This window comes from Maricaulis sp. (assembly GCF_048270095.1).
Classification (GTDB): domain Bacteria; phylum Pseudomonadota; class Alphaproteobacteria; order Caulobacterales; family Maricaulaceae; genus Maricaulis.
This window is the reverse complement of the sequence record NZ_JBLWTL010000005.1, coordinates 1-19541: the sequence shown is the minus strand read 5'-3', so window position 1 is coordinate 19541 and position 19541 is coordinate 1. Positions and strand designations below refer to the sequence as shown.

16 protein-coding genes are annotated in these 19541 nt (G+C 64.0%); 12 read left to right on the top strand and 4 right to left on the bottom strand.

Annotation, left to right across the window (positions count from 1 at the left end; genetic code table 11):
* A complete protein-coding gene (locus tag ACN0YJ_RS04620; protein ID WP_417495477.1) occupies window positions 1–1830 on the bottom strand; it encodes a 2-oxoacid:acceptor oxidoreductase subunit alpha in 1830 nt (609 codons plus the stop codon).
* Window positions 1827–3623 carry an FAD-dependent oxidoreductase gene (locus ACN0YJ_RS04615; RefSeq protein ID WP_417495476.1) on the bottom strand — a complete coding sequence of 599 codons (1797 nt, stop codon included), beginning with the start codon at window positions 3621–3623 and terminating at the stop codon, window positions 1827–1829. The genes ACN0YJ_RS04620 and ACN0YJ_RS04615 overlap by 4 nt, the downstream gene beginning before the upstream one ends.
* 288 nt (window positions 3624–3911) lie before the next feature.
* Between ACN0YJ_RS04615 and ACN0YJ_RS04610 the strand changes: the two genes are divergently transcribed.
* A complete protein-coding gene (locus ACN0YJ_RS04610) occupies window positions 3912–5192 on the top strand; it encodes an ATP-grasp domain-containing protein (RefSeq protein ID WP_417495475.1) in 1281 nt (426 codons plus the stop codon).
* Complete coding sequence (locus tag ACN0YJ_RS04605) at window positions 5192–5899, top strand: gamma-glutamyl-gamma-aminobutyrate hydrolase family protein (RefSeq protein WP_417495474.1); 708 nt, start codon at window positions 5192–5194, stop codon at window positions 5897–5899. Before ACN0YJ_RS04610 ends, ACN0YJ_RS04605 begins: the two co-directional genes overlap by 1 nt.
* Before the next feature lie 630 nt (window positions 5900–6529).
* Here ACN0YJ_RS04605 and ACN0YJ_RS04600 read toward each other — a convergent pair.
* On the bottom strand, window positions 6530–7402 hold the full coding sequence (locus ACN0YJ_RS04600; RefSeq protein ID WP_417478294.1) for a hypothetical protein: 873 nt from the start codon (window positions 7400–7402) through the stop codon (window positions 6530–6532).
* A 195-nt stretch (window positions 7403–7597) separates the two neighbouring features.
* Window positions 7598–8533, bottom strand: coding sequence for a transcriptional regulator GcvA (gcvA, locus tag ACN0YJ_RS04595; protein WP_417495473.1), 936 nt, complete (start codon window positions 8531–8533; stop codon window positions 7598–7600).
* Window positions 8534–8648: 115 nt separating this feature from the next.
* On the opposite strand from gcvA, the gene cysG reads away from it, so the two are divergent.
* From cysG to ACN0YJ_RS04545, 10 genes are all read left to right on the top strand, one after another.
* Window positions 8649–10034, top strand: coding sequence for a siroheme synthase CysG (gene cysG, locus ACN0YJ_RS04590; protein ID WP_417478292.1), 1386 nt, complete (start codon window positions 8649–8651; stop codon window positions 10032–10034).
* The gene (locus ACN0YJ_RS04585; protein ID WP_417495472.1) at window positions 10031–10324 is read left to right on the top strand and encodes a DUF2849 domain-containing protein; all 294 of its coding nucleotides are present in this window, start codon (window positions 10031–10033) and stop codon (window positions 10322–10324) included. The genes cysG and ACN0YJ_RS04585 overlap by 4 nt, the downstream gene beginning before the upstream one ends.
* Window positions 10324–11961 carry a nitrite/sulfite reductase gene (locus tag ACN0YJ_RS04580; RefSeq protein ID WP_417478290.1) on the top strand — a complete coding sequence of 546 codons (1638 nt, stop codon included), beginning with the start codon at window positions 10324–10326 and terminating at the stop codon, window positions 11959–11961. The genes ACN0YJ_RS04585 and ACN0YJ_RS04580 overlap by 1 nt, the downstream gene beginning before the upstream one ends.
* Window positions 11948–13069: a phosphoadenylyl-sulfate reductase gene (locus ACN0YJ_RS04575; protein ID WP_417478289.1), complete on the top strand. Its 1122-nt coding sequence runs from the start codon at window positions 11948–11950 to the stop codon at window positions 13067–13069. The genes ACN0YJ_RS04580 and ACN0YJ_RS04575 overlap by 14 nt, the downstream gene beginning before the upstream one ends.
* 2 nt (window positions 13070–13071) lie before the next feature.
* Window positions 13072–14094 carry a cysteine synthase A gene (locus ACN0YJ_RS04570; protein WP_417495471.1) on the top strand — a complete coding sequence of 341 codons (1023 nt, stop codon included), beginning with the start codon at window positions 13072–13074 and terminating at the stop codon, window positions 14092–14094.
* 38 nt (window positions 14095–14132) lie between these two features.
* Window positions 14133–14975: a ferredoxin--NADP reductase gene (locus ACN0YJ_RS04565; RefSeq protein ID WP_417478287.1), complete on the top strand. Its 843-nt coding sequence runs from the start codon at window positions 14133–14135 to the stop codon at window positions 14973–14975.
* Between the two features lie 178 nt (window positions 14976–15153).
* Window positions 15154–16092 carry a homoserine O-succinyltransferase MetX gene (gene metX / locus ACN0YJ_RS04560; RefSeq protein WP_417478286.1) on the top strand — a complete coding sequence of 313 codons (939 nt, stop codon included), beginning with the start codon at window positions 15154–15156 and terminating at the stop codon, window positions 16090–16092.
* A gap of 1 nt (window position 16093) precedes the next feature.
* The gene (locus tag ACN0YJ_RS04555; protein WP_417478285.1) at window positions 16094–17239 is read left to right on the top strand and encodes a trans-sulfuration enzyme family protein; all 1146 of its coding nucleotides are present in this window, start codon (window positions 16094–16096) and stop codon (window positions 17237–17239) included.
* 84 nt (window positions 17240–17323) lie between these two features.
* Entirely contained in the window at window positions 17324–18784 is a 1461-nt protein-coding gene (rfaE1, locus tag ACN0YJ_RS04550) for a D-glycero-beta-D-manno-heptose-7-phosphate kinase (RefSeq protein ID WP_417478284.1), read from the top strand.
* Window positions 18771–19301: a D-glycero-alpha-D-manno-heptose-1,7-bisphosphate 7-phosphatase gene (locus ACN0YJ_RS04545; RefSeq protein ID WP_417495470.1), complete on the top strand. Its 531-nt coding sequence runs from the start codon at window positions 18771–18773 to the stop codon at window positions 19299–19301. Before rfaE1 ends, ACN0YJ_RS04545 begins: the two co-directional genes overlap by 14 nt.
* Window positions 19302–19541 lie beyond the last annotated feature (240 nt).

Below are 19541 nucleotides of genomic sequence, written 5' to 3'. Positions count from 1 at the left end.
TCAGGCCTCCTCGGCCACGAGGTGTGCGGTGACGCCCTCGATGATGAAAGCGGGGTTGGCGGCCATGCCGGCATAATCAAGCACGGGGATGAGCTTGGTCTTGTCGACCGCAGTCTCGTTGATCAGCAGGCCGCGCAGCTGGGCATCACGATTCTGCTCGACAACGAAAATCTCGTCATGACTGTCCATGAAGGCTTCGACCTCGGCGGAGAAGGGGAAGCCACGCACGCGCAGATAATTGAGCTGGATGCCCTGCTCCGCCAGGCGGTCGAGCGCTTCGCGCACGGCACCGTCACAGCCGCCGAGCGAGATGATGGCGCGACTGGTCGGCTTTTCCGCCTCGATGATAATCGGGCCGGGCACGGCGTCAGCGGAATCTTCCCATTTGCGGGTCAGACGATCGAGGACTTCCTTGTATTCGGTCGCGTCCTCGGTATAGCCGCCCTTCCAGTTATGGCCCGAACCGCGGGTAAAATAGGCGCCCTTGGGATGCACGCCCGGCACGGTGCGGTAGGCGATATTGTCGCCGTCGCGGTCTTCATAGCGATAATATTTCGGCAGGGCCTCCAGCTCTTCGGCGGAGAGGATCTTGCCGCGATCGGGGGTGTAGCTGTCATCCCAGTCGAGCTCGGGGATCATCCAGTCATTCATGCCGATATCGAGATCAGTCATGAAGAAGACGGGGGTCTGGAAGCGCTCGGCGATGTCGAAGGACTGCACCGCCATCTCGAAGCATTCGGCCGGATTGGCGGGGAAGAGCATGATATGCTTGGTATCACCATGGCTGGCATAGGCACACAGGGTGAGATCGCATTGCTGGGTGCGCGTCGGCAGGCCGGTTGAGGGACCGGCGCGCTGGACGTTGAACAACACGACCGGCACTTCGGAATAATAGGCAAAGCCGATGAACTCGCTCATCAGCGAAATGCCCGGTCCGGAGGTTGGCGTGAAGGCGCGGGCGCCATTCCAGCCGGCACCGACGGCCATGCCGATCGAGGCGAGCTCGTCCTCGGCCTGGATGATGCAGAATTTCTTCTCGCCGGTTTCCGCGTCGACACGGAATTTCTCGCAGAAGGATTTATAGCCATCCATCAGCGAGGTCGACGGCGTGATCGGATACCAGGCGCCGAAAGTCGCGCCGGCATAGACGCAGCCCAGGGCGGCGGCCGTATTGCCATCGATCAGGACATTGCCCTTGGTCGCATCCATCGCCTGCACGCGCAGCGGCAGAGGCTCGGAATAAGTCTGCCGGACATAATCAAGGCCGAGATTGATCGCCGTCATATTGGAGTCGATCAGCTTGGGCTTGGCGCCGAACATTTCCTCGACCAGGCCCTTGATGATGCCGACGTCCATCCCCGTCAGACCGGCGACGGCGCCGACATAGGCCATATTCTTCATCAGCACGCGGGTACGGGCATTGTCGAATTTGGCATTGCACAGGCGCGCCAGCGGCACGCCGATCGCCGTGATGTCGGTGCGCGCATGCAGTTCCGGCCGCGGCCAGGTGTCGTCATACAGGAGATATCCCCCCGGCGAGACTTCGGCGAGATCGCGCTTATAGGTCTCGGCATTCATCGCGACGACCAGATCGGCCGCGCCCGAACGCGCCATATAGGCGTCCTTGGTGACACGGATCTCGAACCAGGTCGGCAGGCCCTGAATATTGGAAGGGAAGAGATTCTTGCCGACCACGGGCACGCCCATGCGGAAGATCGCCTTCATCAACAGGCCATTGGCGCTGGCCGAACCGGTGCCGTTCACATTGCCGATCTTGATGACAAAATCATTGATGCGGAGATCCGCCATGGTGTCCACGATGTCCTTCATTCTGCCGCCACCCGTCGCGCTTCATCATCGACATGCGGGATGAGGATATCGCCGTCCTGCATGTCCCAGGCGGCGGTCGGGCAGCGCTCGGCGCACAGGCCGCAATGCAGGCAGAGATCCTCATCCTTGACCATCACGCGGCCGGTATCCTTCAGCGGCGCCGAGACATAGAGCGCCTGGTCGAGATTGTCCGCCGGGGCCTTGAGCCGCGTGCGCAGATCGCCCTCATCGCCATTCTCGACGATAGAGAGGCAATCAACCGGGCAGATATCGATGCAGGCATCGCATTCCTTGCACAAGGGCGGATCGAACACGGTCTGGACATCGCAATTGAGACAGCGCTGCACCTCGGTGTGAATCTGCTCGGCGGTGTAGCCCATTTCCACTTCAATCTTGCGATTGCCGAGCCGGGCCTTGAGTTCGACCAGCGGCATCACACCGCGATGGCCGCGCTCGTAATCATTGGAATACATCCACTCATTCACGCCCATCTTGGCCGAGGCGAGATTGACGCCGCGTGGCATGCGCTCGCTCAGATCCGTTTTCTCGCAATGCTTGTGGATCGAGATCGCCGCCTGATGGCCATGCTCGACGGCCCAGATGATATTCTTGGGACCAAAGGCACTGTCGCCGCCAAAGAAGACGCCGGGAATGGTCGATTGATAGGTGGTGGTGTCGACAATGGGCACGCCCCATTTGTCGAATTCCAGCCCGATATCGCGCTCGATCCAGGGGAAGGCGTTCTCCTGGCCGATCGCCAGGATGACATCATCGCAGGGAATGATGGTGGTGCCGGTCATGCGGGTGGCGGTGATTTCGCCGCGCGGATCGAGATCATACTCCATCAGCTCGAATTCCATACCGACCAGCTTGCCATTCTCGGTCACGAACCGCTTGGGCGAGTGATTGACGAGGATTTCGACATTCTCGTCCTCGGCGTCTTCCAGCTCCCAGGGCGAGGCCTTGAAGAATTGCCGCGGCTTGCGCGCCATCACCTTGACGTCATCAGCGCCGAGGCGGAGCGAGGAGCGGCAGCAATCCATCGCCGTATTGCCAACGCCGATAATCAGCACGTTTTTGCCGATCTTCTCGATATGCTCGAAGGCGACGCTTTCCAGCCAGTCAATGCCGATATGGATATTGGCGTCGGCCTCCTCGCGGCCCTCGATCTTGAGGTCCTTGCCCTTGGGCGCGCCGGAGCCGATGAAAATGGCGTCGTAGTCCGCCTCGAGCATGGCTTTCATGCTCTCGATGCGGTGGTTGAGCTTCAGGTCGACGCCCATATTGAGGATATAGCCGATCTCCTCATCGAGCACTTCCTCGGGCAGGCGGAAGGAGGGGATGTTGGAGATCATCAGCCCGCCGGGACGGTGCATGCCCTCAAAGATGGTGCATTCATAACCCAGCGGCGCCAGATCATTGGCGACGGTCAGCGAGGCGGGGCCCGCTCCGATCAGCGCGATCTTCTTGCCGTTCGAGTTCTCGGGCTTTTGCGGTACGAGGTGAGAGACCTCGTCGCGATGATCGGCGGCGACGCGCTTGAGGCGACAGATCGCGACGGGTTCTTCCTCGACGCGCCCGCGGCGGCAGGCCGGCTCGCAGGGCCGGTCACAGACGCGGCCAAGAATGCCGGGAAACACATTGGAGCGCCGATTGACCATATAGGCCTCGGTGAACTCTCCTTGCGCGATCAACCGGATATATTCCGGGACCGGTGTATGGGCCGGACAGGCCCACTGACAATCGACAACCTTGTGGAAATAGTCGGGATCGCCGGTATTGGTCGGCTTCATTGCGAGCTTCCCCCCGGGGCATTGCCCCGTTCATGACTGAGGCCCGATGTCTGGCATCCGCCCCTTATTGGGAGACATTCTCACATTGTCTTAGCTATTGGGGTCAAGCAGTTTCGCCCGAAAACAGCCCTGCAACGCGCAGTATGTATGCGGCTGCGACGCGTTCGCACGCACGAGCCCGCCGGACGGGTGGCGACACAAGGCGGAAATGGCCGGACGCGCTCCTCTTTTCGCCAGCCGAATCCATGTTAGTTTTCCGCGTCACCCGGACATACATAAGGGCCCCGCATGTCGAAACCGACCATCATCCTCACCTATGCCCGCTCCCTGATGGCGCTGACCGTTGGCCAGTCGCTGCGGCCCATCGCCGGCAAGCTGATCGGCGTCGACAGTGTCGAATGGACGGTGCTGGGCTTTTCCAAACTCTGCGACGATATCCGCCGCGTGCCGGATCCGGGTGAGGCTCCGGAGGCGTATGTCGAGGCGCTGGCGAAACTGAGCCGGGAATTTATCGATGAAGGCCCGGTCCTGATCATGCCGGTCTTTGAGGACGCATCGCTGCTGGCCCAGAATCGCGACCGCTTTGCCGACGGTGTCGTCATCGCGGCCTCGCCGGCCGAAGCGATCGACCAGGTCGACCCCAAGGACCGGCTGGCGCATTCGCTCGAGACCTGGGACGTGCCGGCACCGGTCACCGATGTGTTCGAAGCCCCGATCCAGCCCGGCGAACGCGATTTCCGCAACACCCCGCCGCTGATCATCAAGCCGGCGCAGGGCAATGGCGGACGCGGCGTGTTGATGGTGGAAACGGCCAAGGCCCTCGAACACGAACTGACCCACCGCACCGGTACGCAATTGCTGCAATCCCTCGTGCCCGGCGAGGATTACTGCGTCACCGCGATGGCCGACGGGAAACGTGTCTTCGCCCTCTCCGCCTATCGCAATCTGGAGCAATACCCGCCGCATAATGGCGCCGGTGCCCTGCGCGAAACCGTGCTCGCCACCCCGTTCGAGGCCGCAATGCAGCGCCTCGTCGAATGCTCCGGCTGGACCGGCACACTGCAGGCCGATTTCCGCTGGACCGGGGAAGACGATCACGCACCGGAGCTGATCGAGATCAATCCGCGCCTCTGGGCGGGCATCACCCATTCGGTCCATTCCGGGATCGACTACCCGCTCCTGCTCGCCCTGCAAACACTCGGCGAGCCCCTGCCCGAGCCCGGCAAGCCGCAAATCGGCTATCGCTCCAAACTCCCCCTCGTCTGGCTGGCCGGTCTCACAGGGACCAGCCTGGATGAGGCCGAGTATTTCGCCCAGATCGAGGAGAGCTGGCACGCCATGACGCGCTCCGACACCAAGCTGCATGCCCGGATCGGCGAGCTCTGGGAAAACATGACCGATTTCGAGACCCTGAAGGACGATATCCACGCCGCACTGGAGCGCGGTGAGCGCGGCAAGCACGCCCAGGCCGACATCCGCGCCGGTGAAGCTGGCAGCGTCGCCCTGGGCACGCTCTTCATCCTCTCCCACCTCCTGCGCCATGGCCGCCTGCCGGCCGAGGTCAAATAATGAGCGACGGCCGGGCGCGCTCGCGAAAGCCGCTGATCGGCTTCACCGCCGCCACGCGCGGCGATCACGGCGTCGCCTGGCTATTGCGTCTGGCGATCTTTCTCGGCGGCGGCCGCTCGACCCGGATCACGGCACCGTTCGAGGACTGGCATGGCGAGCGGCCCGACGGCCTGTTGCTCAGCGGCGGGCTCGATATCCACCCGACCCGCTATGACGGCGATGAGAGCCTTGAATCGGAGTTCGATCATGACCGCGACCATCTGGAGTTTTCCTGGATGGACTGGGCCGACCATGCCGGCGTGCCGGCCTTCGGCATTTGCCGCGGCCTGCAGATGCTCAACGTCCATGCCGGTGGGGATTTGCACCAGACCCTCGACCCGGACCTGATCGCAACCTGGCCCACCACCGCCATCGAATACATGATTTTCCGCAAGCCGATCCGCATCAAACCCGGCTCACATCTCGAAGCCGCTACCGGCGCCACAGAGCTTGAGGTCAACAGCCTGCACCGCCAGGCCGTCCGCAATCCGGCCCCCGGCTTCACCGTCGTCGCGCATGAACGCGCCAGCGAAGGCATCCAGGCCATCGAGGCCGACGCGCCCGCCCTGCGCATGGGCGTGCAATACCACCCCGAACTCCTGCTGCATGACCGCGCCGCAAGATCGCTGTTTCGCTATTTCGTGGGTCGGTGCCGCCAGCCTGGCTAGCCCTTAACCCCGTGCAGTAGAGGGCGAATTTATTGCCGTCGAGATCGCGGAAATAGGCCGCGTAGAAGGAGCCGCCGCGCAGACCGGGATCACCCTCATTGCTACCACCGAGCGCCAGCGCCCGTGCGTGCAGCGCGTCGACCTTGTCATGGGCGTCGAGCGGCATGGCCACCATCGAGCCATTACCTGCTGTCGCCGGCTGGCTATCATTCGGCTTGATGATCGAGATCGCCGGCGCGCCCATGCCGGTGCCCCAGGCGATGAAGCCATCCCCCTCATCAGACGCTTCGCGCCAATCTCCGCCAGTAAGGCATCATAAAAGACCGCCGCCTCATCATAGCGATTGGTGCCGAGGGTTAGGTAACCGATCATCTTGCTTTCCCGATCCTGGCGCAGGCTAATCGAACGGGCAGTGCCGAGCCAGAGCTGCGGCTACACAGGCCCGCGTGAGGAGGCGGGTCCCTGGGGCCTCAACCTGGCCCGAGACCATGCCTGGATGGTGTAAAGGGGCGAGCGGAATTGGTGCGCCCCCGGGATGATGGATACGGGATCAAGGACAGGCTCCCTCGCTCATTGTCAGTCGCCGCGGGACATCAAGCCTGTCCGCCTGTTGGAGTGACACCACGCTGGCTAGTTCCGGCATTTGAACGCCGAATTCCAATCGATGATAGATCGCTCTGCCCAGCTCAACACGTCGTCATCGACCGACAGAAGTTCGTAGTGGATCTGTTGGTTCTTGATTTCGATAACGCGGAGGCAGACGCCCCAAAGATTGTATGTCGTCCCTGCGTCTTCTGGCAGAATTTGGATACCCTGCCCTTCGGCACCACGATTTATTGCGCCGTCAAAGTGCCGCATCCGGACTATGACTTCCTCGGGGTGCTCGACGGAAGGAAAGCTGCCATCGGCGTTAAACAGCTCAAAGCCGAAGCGGTATTGATCAACGTCATGACTAATCACGTACGGGACCGGCTCGTTGAGTGGCACTGGTGACGCTGCGGCGACAACCAGCGGCCCGGGAGGCGCAATCGGTGATGCTCGCCCCATTCGATGGTCAAAATATCCATCGGCGTCACTATCCACGAGGCACCCATGGAGGGCTACGCCCGATGGCGCGTTCTGGAGCGCACGCCCGCAATAGACGATCCCAGGGACCCCACCGCCGCTTGATTGCAGCAGCACCATGCCCGCGCCCACCCGGGCAATCCCGCCCTCATCCTCGACATCCAAGCTCAACACCACGGTTGAGACGGGGTGGGCATAGCGGGTCAGGATAGGCGCACCGTACGCGGCAAAACCACTCGTCAGGGGCTCGTCAAGCGCCTCGAATACCAAATCTGTCTCTACATAGTACAGGCCCGTCTCAGGCCAGGCGGCCCGAGTTTGGCCTTGCGACACAGAGCAAGCAGTTATTGCCAGTATGCTTGAGCTGAAAATTGTACGGAGCTTGCTCACATGGGCCTCAATATTTACGTCGGGGTCGAATTTATCGGCGAACCTCATGCAATCAAGCCGGGAACAGTTGAGAATTTTCCCATTTCCAGCACTCACGGACGGATGTAGTCCGGATATGCTCCGGACAGGTACAATTTATGCCAACCCAGGGGCTCAATCTTCGAGGGGCAAGCACCTCGAATACGCGTCGCCGGTAAAGGGGTGCCCTACCTGGGGACTGACAGTGAATACTCCTGCCCCAACTCACAACTCATCCACCGAATGCTCGTGATGCCGCGCCTCGGCTTTCAGCCAGGCGATGAAGCTCTGCGCGTCGGGGCTGAGCGGGCGGTTCTTCGCTGTCACGACCTGATAGGCCGAGCGGACCGGTGAGGCGCCGTCGGAGAAGAGGGCGACCAATCTTCCCGCCGCGAGATCATTCTGGACCAGGGTGCGCTTGGCGAGCGCGACGCCGCGGCCGGCCACCGCGCTGTCAATCACCAGCGCGGACTGGTTGAAACGCACCCCGCCGGAGACATCGACGCCGCGCACGCGGCGGGCCTTAAGCCAGGAGGCCCAGTCGGCGCCGTCGACATCGCTTTCCGGTGAGGCGTCGTGGAGCAGGGTATGGCCGGCCAGATCGCGCGGACGCACCAGCGGTTTGCCGTCCTGGAGCAGGTCGGGCGAGCAAACGGGCAGGACTTCCTCGGTCAGGAGGCGCTCCTCATTCAATGTCATATCCCCGCCCGGGCCATAGCGGATCGCCAGATCGGCCGCGCCGGCGGCAAGGTCGACCTTCTCGCTGGCCGCTGAAATCCAGACCTCGATGCCCGGGTGCGCGTCCTGGAAACGGTGCAGGCGCGGGGCGAGCCATTTGCCGGCGAAAGAGGGCGAGACCGAGACGGTCAGGGAGCGTTTCATCGTCGGACGCCGCATCAGGGAGACGGCGCGCTCGAGCATGTCGAAGGCATCGCTGGCCGTATTGGCGGCGGCGCGGCCGGCCTCGGTGAGGGCCAGGCCGCGTCCCTGACGGGTGAAGAGCGGCGTGCCGACATGGTCCTCCAGCAAGCGGATCTGCTGGCTGATCGCACCGGGGGTGACGGCCAGTTCGTCGGCCGCCCGCGAGAAGCTTTCAAGCCGGGCGGCGGCCTCGAAGGCGCGCAGGGCATTGAGCGGGGGAAGGCGAGAGGTCTGGGCCATGATCACTGTTTAGTTTTTCTAACCTGAAATGGCAATTATCATCGTTTGAATTCAGCCCACCCAATAGAAATATTGCAGGTGTCGCGCCATGAAGGCGCAGGATTGGATTTGTCAGATGCGTGTTTTCCCAGCCTCCATGCCCTTGGACGGTCGAACGGTGATTGTCACGGGCCATGGCCCGATGGCGCAAGCCAAGGCACGCCTCTTCGCAACCTCCCCCGCCCGGTTGAAGTGGTTCACCGGCCATGGGGCCGATCCTGTACCTGCGGATATTGCCCAGTATGCAACGGTTATAGACCGGGAGCCGATCCGGTCTGACCTTCATGGCGCGATGTTGCTTTTCATTGCCGGCGGCGAGGATGCGGCGATTGCCGACCTGGCCGCCACTGCCCGCGAATTGGGCGTGCTGGTCAATATCGTCGATTCCCCCGCCGCCTCTGATTTCCAGACTCCGGCGATTGTCGACCGCGACGGCATCGTGATCTCTATCGCTTCGGGCGGCGCCGCACCGGTCCTCTCAGTCGATATCCGCGCCGCCATCGAGACCCTGGTTCCGGCCCGCATCGGCGTGCTCGCCGACCTGGCCCGCGAGCTGCGCGGCACGGTGAAGTCAGTCATCAGGCGCTTCGATGACCGCCGCGCCTTCTGGGAGAGCGCCCTGCGCGGCAAGGCCCGCGATCTGGCTCTTTCCGGCGACAAGGCCGGTGCCCGCCGCGAAATGCTGCGCGCCCTCAATGGCAAGGCCGAGCCGGCCACGGGCATCGTGCATCTGGTCGGTGCAGGCCCCGGCGATCCCGATCTATTGACCCTGAAGGCGGCACGTCTGCTGCGCGAGGCCGACGTGATTGTGCATGACCGTCTCGTCAGCGCCGGCGTGCTCGATCTGGCCCGCCGCGACGCGATCCGTATCGATGTTGGCAAGACCAAGGGTCACCACCCGGTGCCGCAGGACTCAATAGCCGAAATCCTGATCGAGCAGGCCTCCCAGGGCCTGCGCGTGGTGCGTCTCAAGGGCGGCGACCCGTTCATCTTCGGTCGCGGCGGCGAAGAACTGGAAGCCGTGCGCGCCGCCGGGATCGAAGTCCAGGTCACGCCCGGCATCACGGCCGCCATGGCCTGCGCCGCGTCCGCGGGCATTCCCCTGACGCATCGCGATCATGCCCAGTCGGTCACCTTCGCCTCCGGCGTCGTCAAACAGGACGGGCCAGACGCCGATTATCGCGCCCTCTCCGCGCCCAACAGCACGGCAGTTTTCTATATGGGCGTCGGTGCGGCGCCTGAGATCCAGGCCAAAATGCTCGCCCATGGCCGCGCGCCACAAACACCGATTGCCCTGATCGAGAACGGATCGAGCGATGGCGAACGGCGTTTCACCGGCACGCTGGCCAGCCTGGCTGACCTGGTGGTGCGCGAAAACATCAATGGCCCAACCATCATCATTATCGGCGAGACGGCGGCCTTCTCCGCCCGCCTGCCCCAGCGCCAGGAGCAATTCGCATGAAAGCCATCACCGCCAATCGCCTCACCGATGGCCGCGTCATCTATCGCACCGCTGCCGCTCAATGGTCGACCCGGTTCGAGGACGCCCACCCCCTCACCGAGGACGAGGCCGAGGCGGGGCTCGCCCTGGCCGGGCGCGAATCCGCCATTGCCGTCGGCCCCTATCTGATCGAGCTGGGCGAGCATGCCCCCGCCGGCCAGAAATGGCGCCGCGAAGGCATCCGCATTGACGGGCCGACATCGGGCACGACCCGCCAGATCGCACCCGCACTCAATGATCGGGCCGCCTGATGTATCGCTATGATGAATACGACGCGACCCTGGTGCGTGAACGCATCGCGGAGTTTCGCGACCAGATCGAGCGCCGTCTCGATGGCCGGCTGAGCGAGGACGAGTTCAAGCCGCTGCGGCTGATGAATGGCGTCTATCTCCAGCTGCACGCCTATATGCTGCGCGTCGCCATTCCTTATGGCACGCTCAATAGCGCGCAGTTGCGCACCCTGGCCCATATCGCCCGCAAGTATGATCGGGGCTATGGCCATTTCACCACGCGCACCAATATCCAGTTCAACTGGCCGGCCCTGACCGATGTACCCGCCATTCTGGAAGAACTCGCCGCCGTCGAGATGCATGCGATCCAGACCTCGGGCAATTGCATTCGCAACACGACGGCTGACCCCTATTCCGGTGCCGCCGCCGACGAGATTGAGGATGGCCGCCCCTGGGCCGAGATCATCCGCCAATGGTCGAGCCTGCACCCGGAATTCACCTTCCTGCCGCGCAAGTTCAAGATCGCCGTCAATGGCGCTGCCGAGGACCGCGCCGGTCTGCGCGTCCATGATATCGGCCTGCAGATCGTGCGCGATGAGACCGGCCGGACCGGGTTTGAAGTCTGGGTTGGTGGTGGTCAGGGCCGCACGCCGCGGCTGGCCGTCAAGACTCGTGACTTCCTGGAACCGCGCGACCTGTTGAGCTATCTGACCGCGGCCTTGCGCGTCTATAACCAGCATGGCCGCCGCGATAATATGTACAAGGCGCGGATCAAGATCCTGGTCGAGGCGCTCGGGGCCGAGGCCTTCATCGCCGAGGTCGAAAACGAATTCGAGGTCATTCGCGAGAGTGAATTGCGGCTGCCCGACGCAGAGATCGCCCGCATTCGCGGCTTCTTCGGCACGCCCTCGATCGACAATCCGGCCCCCCTGCCCGAGGCCGGCGAGCCGGGCTTTCGCCATTGGCTCAAGCGCAATCGCCGCGCCCACCGGGTTGAAGGCCTGTCCAGCACGGTCATCTCGCTGAAACCGATCGGCGGCACGCCCGGCGATGCCACCGCCGACCAGCTCGACATCATCGCCGGGCTGACACAGCGCTATGGCCTCGACGAAATCCGCGTCACGCCGGACCAAAATCTGCTGTTGCCGCATGTCCGGAACGAAGATCTTCACCCGCTCTGGCTGGCGCTCAAGTCCGCTGGCCTGGCGACACCCAATGCCGGGCTGGCAACCGATATCGTCTCCTGCCCCGGCATGGATTATTGCAGCCTCGCCACGGCGCGTTCCATACCGATTGCCCAGGCGATCAGCAAGCAGCTCGAAGCCGCCGGGCTCAGCGAGGCGGCCGGCCAGGTCACAATCAAGGTCGATGGCTGCATCAATGCCTGCGGGCATCACCATGTCGCCAATATCGGCGTGCTCGGCCTCGATAAGCGCGGCGAGGAATACTACCAGATCACGCTGGGCGGCGCCTTCGGCAAGGATGCGGCAATCGGCGGCATCGTCGGCAAGGGTCTGGCAGGTGACGATGTGCCTGCGGCTATTGCGCGGATCCTTGAAACCTATCTTCAAACTCGACGCGGCAGTGAGACTTTTATCGACACGCTGCGCCGCACCGGTGCCGAGGCGTTCAAGGAGGCCATCTATGTTGGGCAATGATTTCGCGCCCGAGTCCGACCGCAATGCGATGGCGCAACTGGCTTCGGGCGGCGGTGTCGTGGTGGAACTGCCGGGCGAGGCCGACTGGCGCGCAGTCGGTGAACAGATCAAGGGCGCCGTGCAGGTCGATATCCACTTTGCCAGCTTCAAGGACGGGCGCGGCTTCACGCTGGCGACGCAATTACGCACCCGGCTGCACTATCAGGGACGGCTGCGCGCGACCGGCGATCTGATCCCGGACCAGGCCCGTTATCTCAAACGCGTCGGCTTTGATGCCATCACCCCGGACCGCAGCGATCTCGCCGCTGACTGGGCCAGGGCGGAGCAACGCTATTCGGTCGTCTACCAGCCGGCCCATGACGCCGTCGCCACCATCACAGACTTGCGCAATTCCGAAGGCGATGAGCTTGAGCGTCTCAATGCGCGCTACCGCCAGAGCGATGCGCTGGAGATTCTGCGCGATGCGATCGAGACGACCTGGCGCGGCCGGATTGCCCTGCTCTCCTCCTTCGGGACCGAGGCGGCGGTCAGCCTGCACCTGATCTCCCGGGTCGACCCGGCAACCCCGGTCTTCTTCCTCGATACCGGCCGTCACTTTGCCCAGACCGAACAATATCTGCGCACCATGACCGAGCGCCTGAAACTGACCGGTCTGCGTGTCCTGAAACCCGATGTCGACGAAGCGCGCGATGAGGATGGCGATGGCTATCTGTGGCAGCGCGATGCCGACGCATGCTGTGCCTTGAGAAAAGTGCGGCCATTATCGCGAGCGCTGGATGGTTTTGACGCCCTTGTGACCGGCCGCAAGCGGTTTCATGGCGGCGCGCGGACGGCGCTGCCCGTGGTCGAACGGGTCGCCGACGGCCTTCGGGTAAACCCGCTGGCCAATTGGTCGGCAGAGCAGATCCAGGCCTATTTCCAGACGCATGATTTGCCGCGTCACCCATTGGCCGATATGGGGTATAGCTCGATTGGATGCTGGACCTGCACGGCTCCGGCCTATGGCGGCGGCGGATTGCGCGCTGGGCGCTGGCCCGGCCAGGACAAGACAGAATGCGGCATCCACGCACCGGCGCAGGGCGCTGCGGTTCGACCAGAGAGAAAATAACCATGGCCTATTCGCATATCCTCGATCTGATTGGCTCGACACCGCTGATCCGGCTGGACGGTCCATCGGACGCCACCGGCTGCGAGATTCTCGGCAAGGCCGAGTTTCTCAATCCCGGTGGTTCAGTGAAGGATCGCGCCGCCTTCAATATCGTGCGTGAAGCCGAGGCTGACGGCACGCTCAAGCCCGGCGGCACAATTGTCGAAGGTACGGCCGGCAATACCGGTATCGGCCTGGCCCTGGTTGGCGGTGCGCTCGGCTATCCGGTGATCATCGTGATGCCGCGCACCCAGAGCGATGAGAAGAAGCAGGCGATCCGGTCCTTCGGCGCCCGCCTGATCGAGGTCGATGCCGCACCGTTCTCGAGCCCCAATCATTTCGTCCACTATTCCCGCCGCCTCGCCGAAGAGCTCAATGCGAGCAATCCGGCCGGCGCGATCTGGGCCAACCAGTTCGACAATCTCGCCAATCGCCGGGCCCACGAGAAATCGACGGGACCAGAGATCTGGCAACAGACCGGCGGCGGCATTGACGGCTTCATCTGCGCGGCCGGTACCGGCGGCACGCTGGCTGGCACCGCCGCCAGCCTGCGGGCCTTCAAGCCGGAGATCGCGATCGGCGTGGCCGATCCGGCCGGCGCAGCGCTGTACAGCTATTACACTCAAGGCGAGCTGCGCGGCGAAGGCTCCTCGATCACCGAGGGTATTGGCGTCAACCGCATCACCGGCAATCTGGAAGGCTTGAAAATCGACCATGCCTACCGGATCGAGGACGCGGAAATGCTGCCCATCCTCTATGACCTGGTGCGCCATGAAGGCCTGTCACTGGGCGGTTCGGCCGGGGTAAACATCGCCGGTGCGATGCGCCTGGCGCGTGATCTCGGCCCGGGCAAGACCATCGTCACCATGTTGTGCGATGTCGGTGCGCGCTATGCCGGCAAACTGTTCAACCCGGAATTCCTCGCCAGCCGGGGCTTGCCGATTCCGCCCTGGACCGATACCGAAACCTCGCCTGCCACGGCCTGACGCCGGCACGCCCCCGACATGAAATTGCGATAAAGACGATGACGATGACCGCACCCGTGCCTGCCACACCCGCTCCGGCAAAGAATGCCATCTCCGCCAAGCCCGGCCCCTTCACGGTCGAGACGGTGCTGGAGGTCAAGCATTACACCGACCGGCTGTTTTCCTTCCGCCTGACGCGGCCGGCCGCCTTTCGTTTCCGCTCCGGTGAATTCGTCATGATCGGCCTGCCCAAGGCAGATGGCAAACCGCTGCTGCGCGCCTATTCCATCGCCAGCCCGTTCTGGGATGAAGCGCTCGACTTCTATTCGATCAAGGTCGCCGACGGTCCGCTGACCTCACGCCTTCAGCATATCCAGCCGGGCGATGAAGTCCTGCTCGGCCGCAAGCCGACCGGCACTCTGGTGCTCGACGCGCTCAAGCCCGGCAAACGCCTCTACATGATCTCGACCGGCACCGGCATCGCCCCCTTTGCCAGCCTGATCCGCGATCCGGAAACCTATGAGAAGTTCGACGAGGTCATCCTCACGCACACCTGCCGCCAGCTCGACGAGCTCACCTATGGCGAGGAACTGGTTGCAGCAACCCGGCAGGACGAGCTGATCGGCGAGATGGCGCGCGAGAAACTCGTCCACTTCACCTCGGTGACCCGCGATGACGGCCCGGTCAAAGGCCGCGTCACCGACATGATCCGCTCCGGTGAACTGGCGACCCGCCTCGGCGTGCCTGCCCTGGATCCCGCCGTGGACCGCGTGATGATCTGTGGCTCGGAAGGGCTCTTGAAGGACGTCAAACAGATCTGCCTCGACGCCAGTTTCATCGAAGGTTCGAATGCCGCTCCGGCCGATTTCGTGATCGAGAAGGCGTTTGTCTCCGCGGATTGACATCACATAAACATATCTTTATATGTGAAGTCGCGCCGATTTGATGTTCAGCTTGCGGGCGCGGAATAAATGCGGCTAAAGCGGATCGAATGGGCGTTGGGGTTTCTCCCCCCGGATCTTCCTCGCGCCCGTTCGACCCCCATTCGGCGCCCGCTTTATTCCGCCAGCGGAATCCAGCATGCCGATCACCCTTGAACGCCCTGTGGACACGCCCGTCCACGATATCTCCGCCACAATTCGTGGCGCCGATGGCGCGCCCGTGCGTGTCAGCGGCCGCCTGACCGGACCCGACAGCGCGCCCGTCTGTCTCGTCCTCGGCGGGATCTCCTCGGACCAGACCGTAGCCTCGAACGGGCATGAGACCGGCTGGTGGGCGGCCCAGGCAGGTCCGGGCTGTGCGCTCGACACTGATCAACTTCGCATCCTCTCCTTCGACTTTATCGCTGACCAGCTCGCCCCCTTCCCGACCACGCACGACCAGGCAGTTGCCATTCTCGCATTGGCCGACGCCGCAGGGATAAAGACCTTCTCCATTGTCGGCGCCTCCTATGGCGGCATGATCGGACTGGCGCTGGCGGTGCGGGCACCGGAACGGATCGAAAGGCTTCTGGTCATCAGCGCCTGCCACCGGGCTTCGGCGATGGCCAGGGCGTGGCGTTCGATCCAGCGCGACACGGTCGAGCTGGCCCTGCAATATGGCGATGGCCGCGCCGGTCTCGACCTGGCCCGCCGCCTGGCCATGACCACCTACCGCACGCCGATCGAGCTGGAATCCCGTTTCTACGACCCCGAGCCCGATTGCCGCGACGCCAATGGCGTGGTCGCCTATCTTGAGGCCCGCGGCTGTGAATTCGCGGCCCGGGTGACACCGCAACGCTTCCTCGCCCTGTCGCGTTCGATGGACGAGCACTGCGTCGACCCCGGCCGGCTGGAATGTCCGGTCACCTATCTCGCTGTAGTCGAGGACCAGCTGGTACCGCCCGAGCAAATCGCCGAAGCGGCGCGTGCGACGCCGATGGGCACGCTGCAGCGCATTCACTCGCTCTACGGCCATGACGCCTTCCTGAAGGAAGACGCCGCGATCTCGGCTGCCATCACCCGCTTTCTCGGAGGCTGACATGGCCCGTGACCCACGCACCGCCGCCATACGCGCCGGCCTCAATACCGACGCCACATGGAATGCGGTCATCCCGCCCCTCTCGCTCTCGACCGCCTATCGGCGCGAGGACCCGGCCGTGCAGCCGGCGTTTGATTATGCCCGCACCGGCAATCCGGGACGCTCAACCCTGGCCGCCGCCATCGCCGAGCTGGAACACGCCGCCGGCGGCGTCGTCACCTGTTCCGGCATGGCGGCCATTGACCTCCTGCTACACGATCTGCCTTTCGGTGCCCGCGTCATCTGCTCGCATGACGCCTATGGCGGCACCCGCCGTCTGCTCGATGCACGCGGCCGCGGCGGGCGGCTGATCCCGGTCTATACCGACACAACAGACCTCGAGGCCGTCGCCCATGCCCTGACCGAGCCGGCAGCCCTGCTGCTGGTGGAAACGCCGTCCAATCCGCGCCTGCGGATCTCCGATCTGCGCGCCCTGGCCGACCTTGCCCATGAGGCTGGCGCCGAACTGGCGGTCGATAATACCGTGCTGTCGCCGGCCTTGCAGCGGCCGCTGGACTGGGGCGCCGATTATTCCGTGCAATCGGTGACCAAGCTGCTCAATGGCCATTCCGACATGGTTGGCGGCGTCGTCTGTGTCGCCGATGCCGACAAGCTGGCCAATCTCGTCTGGTGGAGCAATTGCGCCGGGGTGGGCGCCGCCGCCTTTGACAGCTATCTGGCCCTGCGCGGTTTGCGCACCCTGGCCCTGCGGGCGAAAGCCCAGTGCGAGACCGCTACCGTGATTGCCACCTGGCTTGAGGCTGATCCGCGCATCGCCGCGGTCGACTTCCCCGGACTGCCCGGCCATCCCGGCCATGAACTGGCCCGGCGGCAGCAGGACGGGTTCGGGCAATTGATCTCGATCCAGCTGGCAGGCTCGGTCGCCGACGCACGCGATGTCGTGCAACGGCTCAAACTCTTTACCCTGGCCCAGTCGCTGGGCGGGGTGGAGAGCCTGGCCAATATCCCGGCCCTGATGACCCATGCCGCGATGACACCTCAGGCCCGCCAGGACGCCGGTATTTCCGACAGCCTGATCCGGCTCTCGATCGGCCTGGAAGCGCCGGCCGAGCTGATCGCCGATCTCGACGCCGCACTCGTCCCGTAGCCGGGCCTTTCACTCGGTCACGCCTCGCCTTATACCTTGGACTCCAACGAGTTTGACGATCCGCAATGCGGGCATGGGGTCCTGATGTCGAGACGCAATGAATGGATTGATGCCTTTGCCGGTGTGAAGCTGGTCGTGTTCGGCGATGTCATGCTCGACCGCTATACCTTCGGTGATTGCAATCGCATCTCGCCTGAAGCCCCGGCCCCGGTCTTTCTCGCCCAACGGGTCGAGGAAATGGTCGGTGGGGCCGGCAATGTGGCGCGCAATATCGCCAGCCTCGGTGGCCGTGCGGCCCTGATCGGTGCCATCGGTGATGACAGCGCCGGCCTGGCCCTGATCGCCGCCGCTGACGATACAGCCGGGCTCACCGCGCACCTGGCCAGAACCGATATCGCCCGCACCGCGGTCAAGAACCGGTTCATCGCCAAGAACCAGCAAATGTTGCGGGTCGATGAGGAGGATATTGTCGATCTGCCCGAGGCCAGCACTGAAGCCCTGTTTGCGCATCTCGAGCGCGAACTGGAGGACGCGGCCGCGCTGATCCTGTCCGATTATGGCAAGGGTGTCCTGTCGCGCGCCACGATCGCACGTGCCGCCGCCCTGGCCCACGCCCGTGGCCTGCCGGTGATCACCGATCCGAAATCGCGCGATCTCGCGCGTTATCGCGGTGCCACCGTCCTCACCCCCAATGCCAAGGAAGCCGAGGAAGCAACCGGCCTGTCCTGCCAGAGCGATGCCGGCGCGGGCGAGGCCGCCGCCCTGATCGCCGGGCAGACCGGATGCCCCGTCGTCGTTATCACGCGCGGTCCGCAGGGCATGACGGTGCGCGCCGCCGATGGTGTCATCCATCACATGCCGACCGCGGCGCGCGAAGTGTTCGATGTCTCCGGCGCCGGCGATACCGTCGTTGCGGCGCTGGCGCTGGCGCTGGCCTGCAAGGCGCCAATCGAGATCGCCGCCGAACTGGCCAATCGCGCGGCCGGGATTGTCGTCGGCAAGGTCGGCACGGCCACGGTCAGCGCCGCCGAACTCCATCGCAGCCTGCATGCCGGCAATACCGCAAGCGGCAAGATCGCCGACCTCACTGGCGCCGCCAAGGCCTGCCGTGACTGGCAGGCGAGCGGCCAGCGCTGCGTCTTCACCAATGGTTGTTTCGACCTTCTCCATCCCGGCCATGTCAGCCTGCTCGCCTTTGCCCGGGCCCAGGGCGACAAGCTGATCGTGGCGATCAATTCGGACGCCTCGGTCAAACGCCTCAAAGGCCCTGATCGCCCGGTCCAGAATGAACATGCCCGCGCTGTCGTGATGGCGGCGCTGCGCGATGTCGATCTGGTCGTGGTGTTTGACGAGGACACGCCGCTTGAAGCGATCACCGCGATCCAGCCCGACGTGCTGGTCAAGGGCGCCGATTACAGCGTCGACGCGGTGGTGGGCGGCGATGTCGTGACAGCACGCGGCGGCAATGTCGTCCTGGCCCCCTTGCTCGACGGTCATTCGACGACCGCCGCGATCGGCCGCGCCGGCCGCCATGCCGATGCCTGAGCCCTTTCTCGTCCTGCTCGACCGCGACGGCACCATCAATATCGACCGGCATTATCTCGGCGACCCGGCCGGCCTGGAATTCCTGCCCGGCGCCCTCGACGGCTTGATCGCATTGCGCGATGCCGGCGCCGTTCTCGCCATCGTCACCAACCAGTCGGGCATTGGACGCGGCATGTTTGATCGTGAGCAGGCCGACACCGTCAATGACCATCTCCTCGCAATGCTCGGCGCCCATGGGATCGCGATCGCCCATATCGCCCTGTGCCCGCATACTCCCGATGAGGGTTGCGATTGCCGCAAGCCCGCGCCGGGTCTGGCGCGGGAAGTCGCAGCAGCCACCGGCCTGCCGCTCGACCAGGCCTGGGTGATCGGCGACAAGACCAGCGATACCGGCCTGGCCGACGCGGTCGGCGCACGCGGCATCCTGATCACGGCGGACCGGCTGGCCTCACCGGCGGAACATTTCACAGCGCGGGATCTGGTCGAGGCGGCGGCGATTATTCTCGCCGAAAGATAGCGCATCTCCGTCACCGCCCGCACGAAAATCTCCACGCCGCGAGCGGCTGGAGGTTTGAGCAGGTCACCTCTTGGTGGGAGGTGTGTGGGACGCCGGCGAATGCCGGGTTTTGAGTAATTTTGGGGGGCATCCGTGACGTCCCACACGTGGAGATTTACTCGGCCGCCTTGCGGCCCCCGCCTCGAAACCGGAGTGGAGTAACGGTCGAGCTTTATGCCGCCTTCCGCTCCGGTGGCCACG

What these genes read in the sequence shown, in the direction of transcription:
- ACN0YJ_RS04620 (WP_417495477.1), bottom strand. Translation starts at nt 1,830, where the DNA reads ATGAAGGACATCGTGGACACCATGGCGGATCTCCGCATCAATGATTTT.
- ACN0YJ_RS04615 (WP_417495476.1), bottom strand. Translation starts at nt 3,623, where the DNA reads ATGAAGCCGACCAATACCGGCGATCCCGACTATTTCCACAAGGTTGTC.
- ACN0YJ_RS04610 (WP_417495475.1), top strand. Translation starts at nt 3,912, where the DNA reads ATGTCGAAACCGACCATCATCCTCACCTATGCCCGCTCCCTGATGGCG.
- ACN0YJ_RS04605 (WP_417495474.1), top strand. Translation starts at nt 5,192, where the DNA reads ATGAGCGACGGCCGGGCGCGCTCGCGAAAGCCGCTGATCGGCTTCACC.
- ACN0YJ_RS04600 (WP_417478294.1), bottom strand. Translation starts at nt 7,402, where the DNA reads ATGAGGTTCGCCGATAAATTCGACCCCGACGTAAATATTGAGGCCCAT.
- gcvA (WP_417495473.1), bottom strand. Translation starts at nt 8,533, where the DNA reads ATGGCCCAGACCTCTCGCCTTCCCCCGCTCAATGCCCTGCGCGCCTTC.
- cysG (WP_417478292.1), top strand. Translation starts at nt 8,649, where the DNA reads ATGCGTGTTTTCCCAGCCTCCATGCCCTTGGACGGTCGAACGGTGATT.
- ACN0YJ_RS04585 (WP_417495472.1), top strand. Translation starts at nt 10,031, where the DNA reads ATGAAAGCCATCACCGCCAATCGCCTCACCGATGGCCGCGTCATCTAT.
- ACN0YJ_RS04580 (WP_417478290.1), top strand. Translation starts at nt 10,324, where the DNA reads ATGTATCGCTATGATGAATACGACGCGACCCTGGTGCGTGAACGCATC.
- ACN0YJ_RS04575 (WP_417478289.1), top strand. Translation starts at nt 11,948, where the DNA reads ATGTTGGGCAATGATTTCGCGCCCGAGTCCGACCGCAATGCGATGGCG.
- ACN0YJ_RS04570 (WP_417495471.1), top strand. Translation starts at nt 13,072, where the DNA reads ATGGCCTATTCGCATATCCTCGATCTGATTGGCTCGACACCGCTGATC.
- ACN0YJ_RS04565 (WP_417478287.1), top strand. Translation starts at nt 14,133, where the DNA reads ATGACGATGACCGCACCCGTGCCTGCCACACCCGCTCCGGCAAAGAAT.
- metX (WP_417478286.1), top strand. Translation starts at nt 15,154, where the DNA reads ATGCCGATCACCCTTGAACGCCCTGTGGACACGCCCGTCCACGATATC.
- ACN0YJ_RS04555 (WP_417478285.1), top strand. Translation starts at nt 16,094, where the DNA reads ATGGCCCGTGACCCACGCACCGCCGCCATACGCGCCGGCCTCAATACC.
- rfaE1 (WP_417478284.1), top strand. Translation starts at nt 17,324, where the DNA reads ATGTCGAGACGCAATGAATGGATTGATGCCTTTGCCGGTGTGAAGCTG.
- ACN0YJ_RS04545 (WP_417495470.1), top strand. Translation starts at nt 18,771, where the DNA reads ATGCCGATGCCTGAGCCCTTTCTCGTCCTGCTCGACCGCGACGGCACC.